Source organism: Flavobacterium rhamnosi, assembly GCF_048286515.1.
Taxonomy (GTDB): Bacteria; Bacteroidota; Bacteroidia; order Flavobacteriales; family Flavobacteriaceae; genus Flavobacterium.
On the sequence record NZ_JBLVPS010000001.1, the window covers coordinates 74834 to 91215 of the forward strand.

At 34.7% G+C, this 16382-nt stretch carries 15 protein-coding genes; 5 read left to right on the forward strand and 10 right to left on the reverse strand.

Features of this window, described 5'->3' with window-relative positions:
- Positions 1-261 precede the first annotated feature (261 nt).
- The 5 genes from ychF (at position 262) to ACNQGN_RS00360 (ending at position 8007) form a co-directional block, all read left to right on the forward strand.
- Positions 262-1356 (forward strand): redox-regulated ATPase YchF, encoded by a 1095-nt coding sequence (gene ychF / locus ACNQGN_RS00340; protein ID WP_417985882.1) that lies wholly within the window; start codon positions 262-264, stop codon positions 1354-1356.
- Positions 1357-1529: 173 nt separating this feature from the next.
- On the forward strand, positions 1530-2051 hold the full coding sequence (locus ACNQGN_RS00345) for an NADPH-dependent FMN reductase (RefSeq protein ID WP_417985883.1): 522 nt from the start codon (positions 1530-1532) through the stop codon (positions 2049-2051).
- 15 nt (positions 2052-2066) lie between these two features.
- The gene (locus tag ACNQGN_RS00350; RefSeq protein WP_417985884.1) at positions 2067-3044 is read left to right on the forward strand and encodes a transglutaminase domain-containing protein; all 978 of its coding nucleotides are present in this window, start codon (positions 2067-2069) and stop codon (positions 3042-3044) included.
- 163 nt (positions 3045-3207) lie between these two features.
- Positions 3208-5070 (forward strand): DNA topoisomerase IV subunit B, encoded by a 1863-nt coding sequence (locus ACNQGN_RS00355; RefSeq protein ID WP_417985885.1) that lies wholly within the window; start codon positions 3208-3210, stop codon positions 5068-5070.
- A gap of 246 nt (positions 5071-5316) precedes the next feature.
- Entirely contained in the window at positions 5317-8007 is a 2691-nt protein-coding gene (locus tag ACNQGN_RS00360; RefSeq protein ID WP_417985886.1) for a DNA gyrase/topoisomerase IV subunit A, read from the forward strand.
- Between the two features lie 353 nt (positions 8008-8360).
- Here ACNQGN_RS00360 and ACNQGN_RS00365 read toward each other — a convergent pair whose 3' ends face one another.
- The 10 genes from ACNQGN_RS00365 to ACNQGN_RS00410 form a co-directional block, all read right to left on the reverse strand.
- Complete coding sequence (locus ACNQGN_RS00365; protein ID WP_417985887.1) at positions 8361-9020, reverse strand: 3'-5' exonuclease; 660 nt, start codon at positions 9018-9020, stop codon at positions 8361-8363.
- Positions 9021-9022: 2 nt separating this feature from the next.
- On the reverse strand, positions 9023-10942 hold the full coding sequence (locus ACNQGN_RS00370) for a DUF294 nucleotidyltransferase-like domain-containing protein (protein ID WP_417985888.1): 1920 nt from the start codon (positions 10940-10942) through the stop codon (positions 9023-9025).
- A gap of 165 nt (positions 10943-11107) precedes the next feature.
- The gene (locus ACNQGN_RS00375) at positions 11108-11878 is read right to left on the reverse strand and encodes a TerC family protein (RefSeq protein WP_417985889.1); all 771 of its coding nucleotides are present in this window, start codon (positions 11876-11878) and stop codon (positions 11108-11110) included.
- 42 nt (positions 11879-11920) lie between these two features.
- On the reverse strand, positions 11921-12295 hold the full coding sequence (locus tag ACNQGN_RS00380) for a DNA topoisomerase IV (protein ID WP_417985890.1): 375 nt from the start codon (positions 12293-12295) through the stop codon (positions 11921-11923).
- Positions 12296-12425: 130 nt separating this feature from the next.
- Complete coding sequence (locus ACNQGN_RS00385) at positions 12426-13001, reverse strand: DUF1572 family protein (protein ID WP_417985891.1); 576 nt, start codon at positions 12999-13001, stop codon at positions 12426-12428.
- A gap of 2 nt (positions 13002-13003) precedes the next feature.
- Entirely contained in the window at positions 13004-13576 is a 573-nt protein-coding gene (locus ACNQGN_RS00390) for a pentapeptide repeat-containing protein (protein ID WP_417985892.1), read from the reverse strand.
- Entirely contained in the window at positions 13576-13797 is a 222-nt protein-coding gene (locus tag ACNQGN_RS00395) for a DUF6095 family protein (protein ID WP_417985893.1), read from the reverse strand. The genes ACNQGN_RS00390 and ACNQGN_RS00395 overlap by 1 nt, the downstream gene beginning before the upstream one ends.
- A gap of 34 nt (positions 13798-13831) precedes the next feature.
- On the reverse strand, positions 13832-14650 hold the full coding sequence (gene murQ / locus ACNQGN_RS00400; protein ID WP_417985894.1) for an N-acetylmuramic acid 6-phosphate etherase: 819 nt from the start codon (positions 14648-14650) through the stop codon (positions 13832-13834).
- 151 nt (positions 14651-14801) lie between these two features.
- Positions 14802-15470: a ZIP family metal transporter gene (locus tag ACNQGN_RS00405; protein ID WP_417985895.1), complete on the reverse strand. Its 669-nt coding sequence runs from the start codon at positions 15468-15470 to the stop codon at positions 14802-14804.
- Between the two features lie 81 nt (positions 15471-15551).
- A complete protein-coding gene (locus ACNQGN_RS00410) occupies positions 15552-16316 on the reverse strand; it encodes a class I SAM-dependent methyltransferase (protein WP_417985896.1) in 765 nt (254 codons plus the stop codon).
- Between the last annotated feature and the right edge of the window lie 66 nt (positions 16317-16382).

The following is a 16382-nucleotide window of genomic DNA, read 5'->3' on the forward strand; positions in this document are numbered from 1 at the left end:
TTTATTAGTAAAATTGGTAATACGGTTAATTATGGTGGCAGAAAATCGTTGTAAAGAGTAGAATTGGGTTGAAAAAAAGGTAAAAAAATCAATGTAAATACATAAATAGATTGATTATGCCATCAAACATTTATTAAATCTTATATTTGCAGACTTTTAAAGTGAATTCTAAAACTTTTAGCAGGAGACTGTTATCTGTAAACAAAAATAGCATGAAGAATGGCGTTGCCATATTCCATTAAAATCAAATATTATCTACACATGAAAGCAGGAATTGTAGGATTACCGAATGTTGGAAAATCAACATTATTCAATTGTTTATCAAATGCAAAAGCGCAAAGTGCTAACTTTCCTTTTTGTACAATCGAACCAAATATAGGTGTTGTAAATGTACCGGATTCCAGAATAGAAAAACTGGAAGAGTTGGTGAAGCCAGAACGCGTGCAAATGGCAACTGTTGACATCGTTGATATTGCGGGATTAGTTAAAGGAGCAAGTAAAGGCGAAGGTTTGGGAAATCAATTTCTTGGAAATATTAGAGAGTGTAATGCTATTATTCATGTTTTACGTTGTTTTGATAACGATAACATTGTTCACGTTGACGGGAATGTAAATCCAATCCGGGATAAAGAAACGATTGATATTGAGTTGCAGTTGAAAGATCTTGAAAATGTTGAAAAACGATTAGAAAAAGTAAAGCGTGCAGCAAAAACGGGAAATAAGGAAGCAATTGTTGAGGAGGGTTTGTTGAACAGAATTAGAGAGACTTTACTTCAGGCTAAATCAGTCAGAACTATAACTCCACAAAACTATGACGAAGAAGTTTTAATGGAAGGGTTTCAGTTAATTACAGCAAAGCCAGTATTGTATGTTTGTAATGTAGATGAAAATTCAGCGGTTGACGGAAACAAATATGTAGATCAAGTTCGTGAATTGGTTAAAGATGAAGATGCTGAAGTTATCGTGCTTTCTGTAGGTGCTGAAGCTGATATCACAGAATTGGAAAGCTACGAAGAGCGTCAGGTTTTCTTAGAAGACATGGGGTTACAAGAGCCAGGTGCATCTGTATTGATCCGTGCAGCTTATAAATTATTGAAGCAACAAACCTATTTTACCGCAGGAGTTAAAGAAGTTCGTGCCTGGACCATAAATATTGGAGCAACGGCGCCACAAGCAGCAGGAGTTATTCATACTGATTTTGAAAAAGGCTTTATTCGTGCTGAAGTTATTGCTTATGAAGATTTCGTTACTTACGGCTCAGAGGCAAAATGTAAAGAAGCAGGAAAATTCAAGGTAGAAGGAAAAGAATACATCGTAAAAGACGGTGATGTAATGCATTTTAGATTTAATGTATAAAAATTAGTAAATCATTTGAATTAAAATAAAGTGACCTGCAGGAGTAATTTTGCAGGTTTTTTATTTATAATGTGAGGCCGACGAATTTATGATTGGTTCCGCAATCTGTGAATCTGTCGCTAATTATTTTGCAACTGTAGCAATTTTAATTACTTTAGTAAAAATAAATCATCATGAAAATAATTGCCTTTGGCGCAAGCCCCAGTAAAAACTCTATTAATAAAAAATTAGCAACTTATGCTGCTCATCTTTTCGAAAATGCAGATGTTGAGGTTTTAGATTTAAACGATTTCCAAATGCCGATTTTTAGTGTTGATTTAGAAAAAGAAATTGGTCAGCATGAATTAGCAAAAGCATTTTTGGCTAAAATTGCCACAGCTGATATTTTAGTCGTTTCATTAGCGGAAAACAATAGCAATTATTCTGCGGCCTTTAAGAATGTTTTCGATTGGTGTTCAAGAATTACAGCAAAAATATTCCAAGATAAACCAATGTTGCTAATGGCAACTTCGCCAGGAGGCAGAGGCGGAGCGTCCGTATTGGAAATTGCAAATAATGCTTTTCCTCGTTTTGGAGCAGTTATAAAAGCAACTTTCTCTCTACCCAGTTTTGATGCTAATTTTGATGTGGTAAATGGTAAAATTTCGAACCCTGAGTTGGATAAACAGTTGAGGGATATTGTTAAAGCTTTTTAATTCATATTTGCTAAAATGCAATCAAAATATGTATTAATTTTTATTTTAAGTATCGTATTTTTAAATGCGAGTTATTCCCAAAAATACAATTCAGTTGATTCTATTGTTGATAATTATCCCAAAAACATAATCAATGCGGATCAGTTATTGGTGTTAATTAAAAAGGATTTCTCTAAACAGGATGAAAAAGCCAGAGCTGTGTTTCGGTGGGTTACAACTGTTATTGCTTACGATGTTGATTTGGCGAAATCAATGGATTACAAATCCATAAATGCATTCTCTTATAAAACCCAAAAAGAAATGGAAATTAAGGAGAAGAAATTTAAATTGGATTTGGTAACCAATACGATGATTTCCAAAATAGGAGTTTGCCATTCTTACGCTGCATTGGTAGAATATTTATGCGTAAAATTAGGATTGGAAGCGAAGATTATAATAGGGAATTTAAAATCTGATCCGTCGCAAATAGGAGAGTTGCCAGAAGTCTTGAATCATGCTTGGAATGTAGTCAAAATCGATAATAACTGGAAATTTATTGATGCAACATTAGGTGCCGGATTCATTTCTTCTTCTACAAATTTGTTTAAGTTTTATTTTAATGAAAGTTATTTTCTTACGGATCCGGATCAGTTCTTTTTGAATCATTACCCGTCAGATGAAAATTGGCTTTTGACTGCCAAAAATAAAAAGGATTTTGCTCAGCTGCCATTGTTTTTTGGTTATTATTTTCAGTATAATTATCAGATGACTAAGCCTGAATCAGGATTGTATACTACGGTTAAAAATGGAGTTTTTACTTTTGCAATTAAAGGACTAAATACCTACGACGATGTGGCATATTCGTATAGCGATGATAACAAAATGAATTATTTGGAGCAAGAAGATAATTTGAAAGATTTTAATATTCAATTAGCTAAAAAAAAGAATGGTTATCTTACACTTTTTGTAAATAGAAAGATAATTGCCGTTTATAAAATAGTCTTTTTAGAATGATTTTTTTTGACTTAAAAATTATCGAAGAGCAAAATCTATAATCTGAGTCTGTGATCTGAAATCTGAATTTTGTTGTGAATATTATTCTTAATAACTTTGATGGCTTCCTGTTTTAAATTTTATCGAATTACACTACATTAGCACAAAATCCACAAATTTTAAAATGTCCGAACAAAATCAATATACCGAAGATAATATTCGGTCGCTCGACTGGAAAGAGCATATTCGCATGCGTCCCGGAATGTATATTGGGAAACTTGGCGATGGTTCCTCTCCGGATGATGGTATTTATATTCTTCTAAAAGAAGTACTCGATAACTGTATCGATGAATTCGTCATGGGTGCAGGTAAGACAATAGAGGTTACTATCAAAGATAAGACCGTTACGGTTAGGGATTATGGTCGTGGAATTCCATTAGGAAAAGTGATTGATGTGGTTTCTAAAATGAATACGGGAGGGAAATACGATTCTTTGGCATTTAAGAAATCTGTTGGTTTGAATGGAGTAGGTACAAAAGCGGTGAATGCTTTGTCTAATTATTTTCGTGTAGAATCCGTTCGTGATGAGAAACAGAAAGCAGCTGAATTCTCGGCTGGAAATCTTGTTCTTGAAGAAGATATTATAGAAACGACCAAACGAAAAGGAACCAAAGTAACTTTTACTCCGGATGAGGCGATTTTTAAAAATTACAAATTCAGATTTGAGTATGTAATCAAAATGCTTAAAAATTATTGTTACTTAAACAATGGTTTAACCATTTTATTTAACGGTGAAAAATATTTTTCAGAGAATGGTCTGAAAGATTTATTAGAAGAAACCATTCATGCCGATGATTTAGAATATCCAATTATTCACTTGAAAGGTGAAGATATCGAGATCGCCTTAACACATAGCAAAACGCAATATAGCGAAGAATACCATTCCTTTGTGAATGGACAAAATACGACACAAGGAGGTACGCATTTAGCGGCCTATAGAGAAGCTATTGTAAAAGCCGTTCGAGAGTTTTACAATAAAAGTTTCGAAGCTTCAGATGTTCGGAAATCCATTGTTACAGCTGTTAGTATTAAAGTAATGGAGCCGGTTTTTGAGTCGCAGACTAAAACTAAATTAGGTTCAACTGATATGGGTTCTGAACCAGGAATGCCATCAGTGCGTACTTTTGTAAATGATTTTGTGAAAACGAAGTTAGATAATTATTTGCATAAGAACCCCAGCACAGCAGAAGCATTATTGCGAAAAATTCTTCAGGCAGAAAGAGAGCGTAAAGAATTATCAGGTATTAGAAAATTAGCGACAGATCGTGCCAAAAAAGCGAATCTGCACAATAAGAAATTAAGGGATTGTCGTGCGCATCTTCCGGATACTAAAAATCCTAAAAGTTTGGAGAGTACACTTTTTATTACGGAGGGGGATTCTGCTTCCGGGTCTATTACCAAATCGCGCGATGTAAATACACAAGCCGTTTTTAGTTTGCGTGGTAAGCCGTTGAATTCGTATGGAATGAGCAAGAAAATTGTTTATGAAAATGAAGAATTCAATTTACTACAAGCTGCATTAGATATTGAAGATGGTTTAGAAAAATTGCGTTACAACAACATCGTAATTGCAACTGATGCAGATGTTGACGGAATGCACATTCGATTGCTGTTGATTACTTTTTTCTTGCAATTTTTTCCTGAATTGATAAAAGAAGGGCATTTGTATATTTTGCAAACACCACTATTCAGGGTTCGAAATAAAAAAGAAACGATTTACTGCTATTCTGATGAAGAGCGTAAAGCTGCTATCGAAAAACTAAAACCAAAACCTGAAATTACTCGATTCAAAGGATTGGGAGAAATTTCTCCCGATGAGTTTAAAAATTTCATTGGAGAAACCATTCGATTAGATCCTATTATGATGGATAAAAACACTTCGATTGAGCAATTATTGTCTTTTTATATGGGTAAAAATACTCCGGACAGACAAGAATTTATCATCAAAAATTTGAAGGTTGAATTAGATGTGATCGAGAAAGTTTAAATAGTACAAAATGCCTACAAAAAGAACACTTATTTTTATTGCTTTACTATTTGTAATTAGTTTTTCTGCTACCTTTTTTATTATAAGGAGCAATGATCATAAAGAATGTGAGACAGTCATAAAGAAAGAGGTGGATAAAAATGGAAATAAAATTACCAGGAATGAACATCTCTGTAAAGAAAAATATTCTTTTTAGAATGTCTAGAACAAAATTATAATTGATTATTATTCAATAGAATATATTTAATGAAAGACGAAGAAGACGAAAATACAATTCCAGAAGGTCAAGAAGGGGATAATTCAACTGATGAAAATCAATATGAGGGAAAACCATCTGAAGGTCAGCATTTTTACGATAATCAAGAAGACGCAAACGATACTATTACCAAAGTTACGGGAATGTATAAGGACTGGTTTCTGGATTATGCTTCCTATGTAATTCTGGAACGTGCTGTTCCTGCGATTGAAGATGGTTTTAAACCAGTGCAACGTCGTATAATGCACTCTTTGAAAGAATTAGATGATGGTCGTTATAATAAAGTTGCCAACGTTGTCGGACATACCATGCAGTATCATCCTCACGGAGACCAGAGTATTGGTGATGCAATGGTACAAATTGGACAAAAAGAATTATTAATTGACTGTCAGGGAAACTGGGGAAATATTCTAACAGGTGATGGTGCTGCAGCTTCTCGTTATATTGAAGCGCGTTTGTCTAAATTCGCTTTAGAGGTTATTTATAGTCCAAAAATCACCGATTGGGGTGTTTCTTATGATGGAAGGCGAGCAGAACCGAACAATCTTCCGGTGAAGTTTCCGCTACTTTTGGCACAAGGAGCCGAAGGTATTGCAGTAGGTCTTTCCACGAAAGTGTTGCCTCATAATTTCAACGAATTAATTGATTCTTCGATTAAAATATTAAAAGGAAAACCTTTTACGCTTTATCCTGATTTTATGACACAAGGTATTGCTGATGTGTCAAATTACAATGATGGATTGCGCGGAGGACGTATTCGTGTTCGTGCTAAAATTGGTCAGCTTGACAAAAATACTTTGGTGATTACCCAAATTCCGTTTTCGACGAATACGACTACTTTGATTGATAGTATTCTTAAAGCAAATGAAAAAGGAAAGATCAAAATCAAGAAAATTGAGGATAATACAGCTGCCGAGGTAGAGATATTAATTCACCTTTTTCCGGGTGTTTCTCCAGATAAAACCATTGATGCTTTGTTTGCTTTCACGGCTTGCGAAACTTCGGTGGCTCCATTAGGTTGTGTGATTGAAGATAATAAACCTTTATTTATTGGAGTTTCTGCAATGTTGAAAATTTCGACCAACAGAACCGTCCAATTGCTTAAAAGCGAACTCGAAATTCAGTTGAGTGAACTCGAGGAACAGTGGCATTTTCTTTCTTTGGAACGAATCTTTATCGAGAATAAAATCTATCGCGACATTGAAGAACAAACCACAAGAGAAGGCGTTATAAAATCAGTGGATGATGGTTTGAAACCACATATTCAACATTTAAAACGAGCGGTTACCGAAGACGATATTCTACGTTTACTGGATATCCGAATCATGCGTATTTCAAAATTTGACAGTAACAAAGCGCAGGACAAAATTGAATCGCTGGAAGGAGACATAGAGCAGGTAAAACAAAATTTGGAACATCTGATTGATTTTGCGATTGCTTATTTTACCCGCTTAAAAGAGAAGTACGGAAAGGGGCGGGAACGCCAAACAGAACTTCGTATTTTTGATGATATCGAGGCAACCAAAGTGGTTTTAAGAAACACGAAGCTATATGTAAATAGAGAAGAGGGTTTTGTAGGAACGAGTTTGAAAAAAGACGAGTATGTTACAGATTGTTCTGACATTGATGATGTAATTGTCTTTCTGCGTGATGGAAAAATGATGATTACCAAGGTAGATGCCAAAACCTTTGTTGGGAAAGACATTATTCACATTGCTATTTTTGACAAAAGCGATAAGCGTACCATTTACAATATGATTTACCGGGACGGAAAATCCGGACCTTCCTATATTAAACGTTTTAATGTTTCCGGAGTAACCCGGGACAAACCTTATGATTTAACCAATGAGACTGCAGGTTCTCAAGTGTTGTATTTCTCCTGTAATCCAAATGGGGAAGCGGAAGTGATTACCATATTATTGCGTCAGGTAGGAAGTGTCAAAAAGTTAAAATTCGATATTGATTTTGCCAGTTTAGCAATAAAAGGAAGGGCTTCTAAAGGGAATTTGGTTACCAAATACCCAATTAAAAAAATTGAATTAAAGGAGAAAGGAATTTCGACTTTATTGCCCCGAAAAGTTTGGTTTGACGATACGGTTCAACGATTAAACGTTGATGCCAGAGGTGAATTACTGGGCGAATTCAGACCGAATGATAAGATTTTGGTCTTATCGCAATCTGGAAAAGTAAAAGTAATTACACCAGAATTGTCAACACATTTTGATGAAGATATGATCGTTTTAGAGAAATGGATTCCGAAGAAACCAATTTCGGCAATTTACTATGATGGGGAGAAGGAACGCTATTATATCAAGCGTTTCCTGGTAGAAACCGAAAATAAGGAGGAAGCGTTTATTACGGAACATCCTAACTCGAATCTTGAAATCGTATCCACAGATTATCGTCCTGTGGCAGAATTAGTTTTTACGAAAGTAAAAGGAGTTCAAAAAGAAAATATGACGGTCGATATTGAATCATTTATTGCAGTAAAAGGTTTTAAAGCTTTAGGAAACCAATTGACAACTGATAAGTTGAAACAAGTAAATCTATTAGAACCTTTGCCTTATGAATTGCCAGAGGAAATTATTCCCGAAGAAATGGAAGTTCAAGGAGAGACGGATGGAGATGATGCTACTATTCAACTTGACGATGATGGTCAAATAACGTTAAGTTTAGAATAGAAAAGCGCTGCCGTCTATACCTAACTATTTTTTGAAAATTTAAGACAAGCGATTGTTGAATAGCAGTAATTCTATTCTCAGTCGCTTATTTTCTTGCAGGAAATGACGCAAGCCAAAACAATTTATCGTTTGTTATGAAATGCTACTGTAAGTGAGCGAAAAGATATAGAAATGGGCTGAAATTGCATCACTTGGTTTTGAATAAATGGTAATGTATGTTTTTTCAGAAGAGAAATAGATTGGCGTGAATGCAAATAAAGAAATTAGAGTAGCGGAAGAACTGAAAAAAATAAATAATAAAACGTCAGGAGTAAAATGACATATAGGGGTTATATCCTATCTGAAACTACCCATTATCTGAATAACTGCTTTAAAGTGATTTGCTTTTTCTCTCTCAATTTATTTAGAATTTTTAAAAAAGCGATTGCCGTTATATATGCATCGCCCATTGCAGTATGCCTATCCTTTTTAGAGATATCAAATTTATCAGCAAGCTCGTCTAAACTATAGTTTTCCTTTCGTTCTAATAAATTTGAAACCAATAATGTTTTTTTATACAGCACTGCAGTGTCTAAAGTCTTGTTTTTTAATTTAGGCAATCCGTTTCTCTCCAGTGCGTTATTGATCATGGTGATATCAAATATAGTATGGTGGGCAATTATAACGGAGTCTCCCAGGAACTCTAAAAGCTGTTGAAGGGCTTCTAATTCAGTATTTCGGTGGTCAATAACACATTCTTTTAGGATTCCATGTATTTGTGCGCTCGTTTGATCGTAATGTTCTTGTTGAATAAAAACTTCAAAACTGTCATGAATAGGAATCATCCCATTTTGCAAAATGATGGCTCCAATACAAAGTATCCGGTCATTTATATAATCAAAACCAGTAGTTTCTGTATCCAACACAACAAAGCGCATCCTGTCAATATCATTTGATTGTTCGTCATCGGATAATGTTTCGGATTTGCCCAAAAATTTAAATAGAATAGCCTCGCTTTTTTTTATAAAGTTCATCATCATAATATATTTGAAGGATTAAATCGGATAGTGATGAGTTCCTGCAATTCCTTAATCGTTTTAAAAGTTCGCTTTAACTTTATTTTTTCTAATTTAGAAAGCGCTTCCAAAGCAATATACTGTCCGGAATCGTTATGTAAAAGGCCCTGTTTAGTTCTGAATTTCAATAATGCTTTATAGGAATAGGAACAGGCTAAATACAACTCTGTGTTATGGGGTTCTAATTCTGCCAATTTTTCAAAACGTTCCGGAGTATTACTAATAGATTTCACAGAGTGAGAGAGAATCAAAACTCTTGCTGCATCAGTTAGTGGCATTAGCGCCCGTCTTTTTATATCAAAAAAATCTTTGTGGGCACCGTCCTGTTCCAGTAAAAATTGTCTGAAGAATCCGGTTGGAGAAGGGCTTTGTAGCGCGCCGCTTACTAAATGAATATAAAAGACAGGATTAGCTTTTACATTTTCAAAAATAAATTCAGAAAGCTTGTTTACGAGTTCACTGTCTCCATAAGAGAGACTATAATCAAAAAATATAAAAGACAATAGGACTTCATTTTTTCCTGGGTTGGTAATCCAATGGTAAACCAGACTTTCCCATTCACCAAGGCTCAAACACCATTTTGGATTAGAAGCCATCATTTCTGCCGGACAATAATCGTATCCAATAACAAAGAGCCCTTTATTGACATGCGTAGCCAATTCTAAAAAATATTTTTTGGTCTCTATTTTCAATTCTTCCGGAACATCTTCATACACTAAAGCATTGTCCTGATCAGTATGTAGCAACTGCTCGCTTCTTCCCTGACTTCCCAATGCCAACCATGCAAATTTCACAGGTGGCGGAGTCTTCATTTTTTTTAACGCTATCGTTATGACTTGCTTAATACAGACGTCATTTAATTCTGTTATTATTTTAGAAGTCAGTGTCATGGGGATATTTTGATCTAAATATCCTTGTAGTAATTGCATTATACTGGCCCGTATTGGCTTTATTTGTTTGAATTTTTTAGCTCTTTTTACTGCCTTTATCAATACCGCTGGATTATTACCAAGTTCTACCATAACATCATGTTTGGATAGGATTCCAACAGCTTTGGAATTTGGGGTGCCATCTTTTGTAATACATAAATGGCTGATGTTACTTTTCATCATTGCCATTTGCGCTTGAGTAACAGTCATTTTCTTGGGGTACGTAATAACAGGGGCTGTCATTATCAAGTCAGCTGTTGTGGTGATTGGGAATTCGCCAGTTACAATTTTATTCCTCAGATCTTTATCCGTAATGATGCCAACGGGAAGCATATCCTCTACAACGAGAATGGCCCCCACGTTTTTTTTGGTCATGGTCTCAGCAATGGATTTTACCGTAGTTGTAGCAGAACAGGTGACTAATTTTTTAGAATATTTTACAGGTTGTAAGTCCAGTAACTTTTTGTCATTATCCAAAAATTCGCTCCCAGCTGTTTCACCATATAGTTTTCCGCTGTGACTTTTGGAATAGGGGTTGAGTGTATTTGATGCAAAGCTTTCTATCAAAAAATTACCGACAGCTCTGTTTTCTAATGCGTAAGGTTTAAAAATGGTAATGGGGATAGCATAAAGAATACTTTCTTCATGGGTTCTGGCTTCCATCTTATAGTTTTCATTTGCAATAAGTGGTCTCAATCCAAAAATGTCTCCTTCATCACACATGTCCAAAATATCGTTTTGCAGATTTGTTCTGAGTGCTACTGCTCCTTTATGGACTACATAAAAGCAGGAGTGCGTTTCTTCATTTTCGGAAAACACAACACTATCCTTTTCTTTGTAAATTATGGATATTTGTTCGGAAATGATTTCGATCTCTTTTTGTTGTAAAAAAGTAAAAGGGGGGAAGTTTTTTAAAAAGTCTGCAACTCTATGGGAGATGGTATTTTTCATGATGCTTATTTGTGCCTAAGATAATTCATAAAAAATAAAATAAAAAGAAAAAAGACCAAATTTGGGTCTTTTTAGCGTTTCCCTATTTAAGGAGGAATATATTTTCGGAATAAAAAAAAAAGCTCCCGAAAAAAAGGAGCTTCTTTATCTAAAACATAGTTTCGTTTATTTATTTTTCTTCATTTTCATATTTAATACTTCCACTAATAATGAGAAAGATATCGCAAAATACAGATATCCTTTTGGTACCGGTGTAACATGATTTCCAAATATTAAAGCATTCGATAAGTGTGCACTTTCCGTAAGTAACATCATTCCAATTAAAATCAAAAATGCTAAACCCAAAATTTGAATAGAAGGATGTTTATTTACAAAACTTCCGACAGGAACAGCAAATTGCATCATTATTAGTACAGATATAATTACAGCTGTAATCATAATGTATAAAGCGCCTTCAACTCCGTTTGTCATACCTACTGCGGTAAGAATACTATCGAAAGAGAAAACTAAATCAATCATGATAATTTGAAAAAGTACATTTTGAAATGATTTTGTGGCTGCTTTGCCTAGTTCTTTTTCTTCATGTCCTTTCTCATCTACTTTTTCACGAATTTCATTTGTACTCTTATAAATTAAAAATAATCCTCCGAGTAATAAAATGATACTTTGACCAGTAATTCCTGCTGAAAACCAACTGAAATCAATATGAAACCAAGGTTCTTTCATTTGAATCAATAAATTGATACCAAACAAAAGCGCAATTCTCATGAACATGGCAAGGAACATTCCTATTTTTGTGGCTTTCTTACGTTGTTCAGGAGGTAATTTCCCTGTGGCAATCGATATAAAAATAATATTATCAATCCCTAATACAATTTCCAAGAATGTTAATGTCAACAGGGCAATCCAAGCATCTGGATTTAAAAATACTTCCATTTTATTTTGGTATTATTTATAATTAATTTTGATTTTATGTACTTAGTCGGAAATCTTAGTAACTGTTCCCCTTTGTTTTGCATCGACACCAATCATTCCAAATTCAAAGGTATAGGAATTTTTCGAGGTTGTCAAAATTTTCATACCAATTGCTTTTTCCTCTGCCATATTTTTTGGATGTATTTTCTGCAAAATGTACTCACAATCGTTTACCCATCGGATCGAAGCAGTATCTGTTTTGCCTTCAAAAGTTTCGATTTCGATACTGTCATTACGTTCAAAAACAGTCATTTTCTTGATGCCGTCAACTTCATATTCAAATTTGAATTTTCCGGTTTTAAAGTCCTTGCAGTTGCGCTCCGCATCATAACATGACATTAGCAACAGTAGTGGGAGGAGCAGTATCGTTTTTTTCATTTTTTAGTGCGTTTATTTTTATTTTTTTTGGAGCTGTTTTCTGCTTTTACTATATCTTTTATTGGTCTGGTCGGAAAAAATGACCTCCTAATTAAAATAAAAGTCAAGTAAAGAAGCATAAGTGGGACCGTTATTTTAATCGTTTTAATTCGTCATCTGTAAAATTCCTGATGCTTTTTTCTTGTGCAAATTTATCCGCATTGTAACTGTTGGATTTATTTCTTGGAATCGATAAACTTTCCCAGTCGCTATTTTTCAATTGTTTTGCGTAAAACACGATTTGTCCCACATGATACGGATAATGTGCCAATTGTCGGATGATAGCCTCCAAGACAGTATGTCCTTCATTTCGAATGTATATAATTTGCGAAAGCTGTTCTGGCTTTAATTCGTTTAAAGCGCGGAACAAACAATTCCAGCCATTATTCCAGGCGGTTAAAACGGCTTCTTCAGATTGTAAATCATTTTCAAATTCAGAATCGCGGTTGCGCCATTCTTTTTCGCCGTCGGTGGTCAGGAAATCCGTCCACCGTGAAATCATATTCCCCGAAAGATGTTTTACAATCATGGCAATACTATTTGTGTCTGCATTTGTAGCGACAAAAAATTGTTCTGATTCTAGTTGCTCCATGGCTTTTTCTCCAAGCGTCTTATAATACAAAAACTGCTTTTTCGCGCTTTCAAGATAGGTAACAGACGTTTCCATAATTACAGGATTTTAATGTCGTATTTGTCTAGAAGTCCAATGATTCCTTGGGTAGAAAACTTGGCTTTTTTCATTGGATTGAATTCAGGATCAATTTTAAAGTTAGATGCTTTTGAAAAATCGGCCCCTGCTAATTGGGTATTGTTAAAAATAGCCCCATCCAAATTACTGTTATCAAAAACTGAATTCGTAAGATTGACTCCAACAAAGGTAGTGTCTTTCAGTGAGCAGGAGCTAAATTTTGTTTTGGGCATTTTTTTATTCGCAAACGAGGAATAATCCAAAACACATTCCTGAAAATTTACATTAAACAAGAAATCATCACATTCGTCAAACAGTATACCCAGTAATTTGCAATTTCTAAATTGTACTCCTTTTAAGCTGGTTCCTGATAATTTTGTCATAGATAAATTGCATCCAATGAACTCACAATCCACGAAAGTATTATAGGAAAAATCACTATTTGAGAAATCACAGTTTTTAAAAACGCAATCCTCAAATTCTCTGTTATTGATTTTTTTGTCGATATAAACGACTTTTTCAAATGTTTTTTGAATGTGTATTAGGCTTTCCATTAGTCGTTAAATAAGCTTTTCATAATTGTTCGTAATCCCAAATATATAAGTAACATAGCAGCAAGACAAGCAATAATTCCTATTGCTAAGACCAAATAGTGCCAGATATTTTGCTGATTCATGAAAGCATTATAAATGAATGCCGGTCCTATAAAAAGTAACGGCAAAGCACCTGCTAAGTATTTGATTCCTTTAGATAATAGTTCTTTGTTGGTTGCCATTCTTTAGTTTAAAAGTTTAATGTTTAAGAACCTGCTATTTCCTAGCTGTAAAATAATCAACAGCTTTTCTCACACTGCCATGTTGTTTCAGTAATTCGGCACCTTGTTCATAGGAAACAGGGATTTCTTCCATAATCATTTTTACACCACGATCCACCAGTTTGCTATTGCTCAGTTGCATGTCGACCATTTTGTTACCTTTTACTTTTCCTAGTTGAATCATAGTAGCGGTGGTAATCATATTAAGTACTAATTTCTGGGCAGTTCCTGCTTTCATGCGAGAACTTCCAGTAACAAATTCTGGTCCTACAACTACTTCAATAGGTAATTTTGCTGTTTGCGAAAGAGGACTTCCTGCATTACAGGAAATACTTCCTGTAGTTATGCTGTTTTCGTTACAAGCTTGTAGTCCTCCAATAACATAAGGGGTTGTTCCTGAGGCAGCTATTCCTACCACGACATCATTCTTATTTACATTGAAAGCTTTCAAGTCAATCCACGCTTGTGTCGCGTTGTCTTCTGCATTTTCTACGGCTCTGCGAATGGCGGTATCACCTCCTGCGATTATTCCGATCACTAAATCGAAAGGAACACCAAAGGTTGGTGGGCATTCCGAAGCATCAAGAATTCCCAATCTTCCGGAAGTTCCTGCTCCAATGTAGAATAATCGGCCACCTAGTTTCATTTTTGCAACGATTTCAGTTACCAGGCTTTCTATTTGGGGCAAGGCTTTTTCTACCGCAAATGGAACAGTTTTATCTTCCTGATTGATATTGGAAAGTAATTCCTGAACCGACATTTTTTCTAAATGCTCGTATTTTGAAGATTGTTCTGTAGTTTTAGTGAAGTCCATAATTTATGTTTTTGAAGGGATAGCTCACGAGTTATCCATACATTGTTTTTTTTTGCGTGAGGGCTAGCAGCAAAAATCTTTTTATTTTTCTTAAAAAAAAGATTGCGAATAGTCCACTCCTTTTTTAGTTAGTCACTACTAAATAATGAAATTATATAAAATACGCTAATGCAATTCCGATTACAATCATCGAAACTTTGGCGATATTAAACTTATGCCCTTCGCTTGTTTCAAAAATAATGGTGGATGAAATATGAAATAGTATTCCTATTACAACAGCTGTGATTTCAGTATAATACACGTTTAATATTGGCATATAATCAGACAAAAATGTTCCCAGCGGGGTCATGATTGCAAAGGTTGCCATAAAGAAAAATATTGCTTTTTTATTCAGACTTGCATTGATGAAAAAAGTGGTCAAAATAATAGCGATGGGTAAGTGATGGATGGCAATTCCCACGGCTAAATCATGGTGATGGCTTACGGGAAATCCTTCCAGAAAGGCGTGGATACAAAGGCTAATGAACAGTAACCACGGAATATGCGTCATTATTTCATGTCCGTGAACGTGTCCGTGTTCTGCTCCTTTTGAGAAAAACTCCAAAATGATTTGGAATAAGATTCCCAACATGATAAAGATTCCGATGTTAGGATTGGTGCTTTCGTACACTTCCGGTAATAGGTGCATTACCGTCAGGGAGAGTAAAAAAGAGCCGCTAAAGGCTAACAGTAACTTTAGGTTGGTTTTGTTTTTTGGTCTTAAAACCAATGCGACGATATATCCTATGAGTACGGAAAGTAGTGGTAAAAGGTAATTCATATTATTCGTTGAATCGTTTATCTGTTTAACCGTTAAGTTGTTGAGATGGTTTGTCAATTAATCAATAGTAACCTATCTGACCTATTTAAAAATCATGATTAGTCGTTCACTATCTGTTTTGTGGAATTTTTTCAATTTGTAATCGCCGAAAATATCCAACAGGTAAATTCCCGCTTCTTCCATTAATTCTTCAAAATCTTTAAGGGTTAGCGCTTTTACTTTTTCGGTAAAGTGAAATTTTTGCCCTTTGTCTTCAAAATCAATTTCTTTGTATATATGGCCATCGGCTACATAACGTTTGATATGAAAATCGATTCCTTCTACTGTTTTTGTTTCTTCAGGAACCAGTGTTTCGATGACTTTGTTGACATTCATGAAGTCAATAACGGCAAAACCATATTCAGAAAGGCTTTCTTTGATAGCTTTTAGAGTAGTTAAATTGTCTTCGTCATTTTCGAAATAGCCAAAGCTGGTGAATAAATTAAAAATAGCATCAAATTTCTCTTCAAAAGGTTCACGCATATCGTGCACTTTAAAATGAAGGGTTTCATTACTGTTTTTACTGGCTTCAACAATACTGTTTTCTGACAAATCAGCACCTATGACATTAAATCCTAATTGATTCAAATAAATAGAATGACGGCCTTTGCCACAAGCTAAATCCAATACTTTTGCTTTTTCAGGAAGATTGAGATAATGTGTAAGATTATCCATAAAAACCTGGGCTTCTCTATAGTTTCGGTCTTTGTAAAGAATGTGATAATACGGAGTGTCAAACCAAGAGGTATACCAGTTTGATGGTGATTTTAGTTGATTTTCAGTTGGTGGATTTTGTGCTACAGACATTTATTCTTTTTCAATTAATTCGATTGATGCAAATTTAGTGTATTTTTGCAACGAATACTTGATTTT

Excerpts from the sequence above, each read along its gene's own strand:
- ychF (WP_417985882.1), top strand. The coding sequence starts at position 262 with ATGAAAGCAGGAATTGTAGGATTACCGAATGTTGGAAAATCAACATTA.
- ACNQGN_RS00345 (WP_417985883.1), top strand. The coding sequence starts at position 1,530 with ATGAAAATAATTGCCTTTGGCGCAAGCCCCAGTAAAAACTCTATTAAT.
- ACNQGN_RS00350 (WP_417985884.1), top strand. The coding sequence starts at position 2,067 with ATGCAATCAAAATATGTATTAATTTTTATTTTAAGTATCGTATTTTTA.
- ACNQGN_RS00355 (WP_417985885.1), top strand. The coding sequence starts at position 3,208 with ATGTCCGAACAAAATCAATATACCGAAGATAATATTCGGTCGCTCGAC.
- ACNQGN_RS00360 (WP_417985886.1), top strand. The coding sequence starts at position 5,317 with ATGAAAGACGAAGAAGACGAAAATACAATTCCAGAAGGTCAAGAAGGG.
- ACNQGN_RS00365 (WP_417985887.1), bottom strand. The coding sequence starts at position 9,020 with ATGAACTTTATAAAAAAAAGCGAGGCTATTCTATTTAAATTTTTGGGC.
- ACNQGN_RS00370 (WP_417985888.1), bottom strand. The coding sequence starts at position 10,942 with ATGAAAAATACCATCTCCCATAGAGTTGCAGACTTTTTAAAAAACTTC.
- ACNQGN_RS00375 (WP_417985889.1), bottom strand. The coding sequence starts at position 11,878 with ATGGAAGTATTTTTAAATCCAGATGCTTGGATTGCCCTGTTGACATTA.
- ACNQGN_RS00380 (WP_417985890.1), bottom strand. The coding sequence starts at position 12,295 with ATGAAAAAAACGATACTGCTCCTCCCACTACTGTTGCTAATGTCATGT.
- ACNQGN_RS00385 (WP_417985891.1), bottom strand. The coding sequence starts at position 13,001 with ATGGAAACGTCTGTTACCTATCTTGAAAGCGCGAAAAAGCAGTTTTTG.
- ACNQGN_RS00390 (WP_417985892.1), bottom strand. The coding sequence starts at position 13,576 with ATGGAAAGCCTAATACACATTCAAAAAACATTTGAAAAAGTCGTTTAT.
- ACNQGN_RS00395 (WP_417985893.1), bottom strand. The coding sequence starts at position 13,797 with ATGGCAACCAACAAAGAACTATTATCTAAAGGAATCAAATACTTAGCA.
- murQ (WP_417985894.1), bottom strand. The coding sequence starts at position 14,650 with ATGGACTTCACTAAAACTACAGAACAATCTTCAAAATACGAGCATTTA.
- ACNQGN_RS00405 (WP_417985895.1), bottom strand. The coding sequence starts at position 15,470 with ATGAATTACCTTTTACCACTACTTTCCGTACTCATAGGATATATCGTC.
- ACNQGN_RS00410 (WP_417985896.1), bottom strand. The coding sequence starts at position 16,316 with ATGTCTGTAGCACAAAATCCACCAACTGAAAATCAACTAAAATCACCA.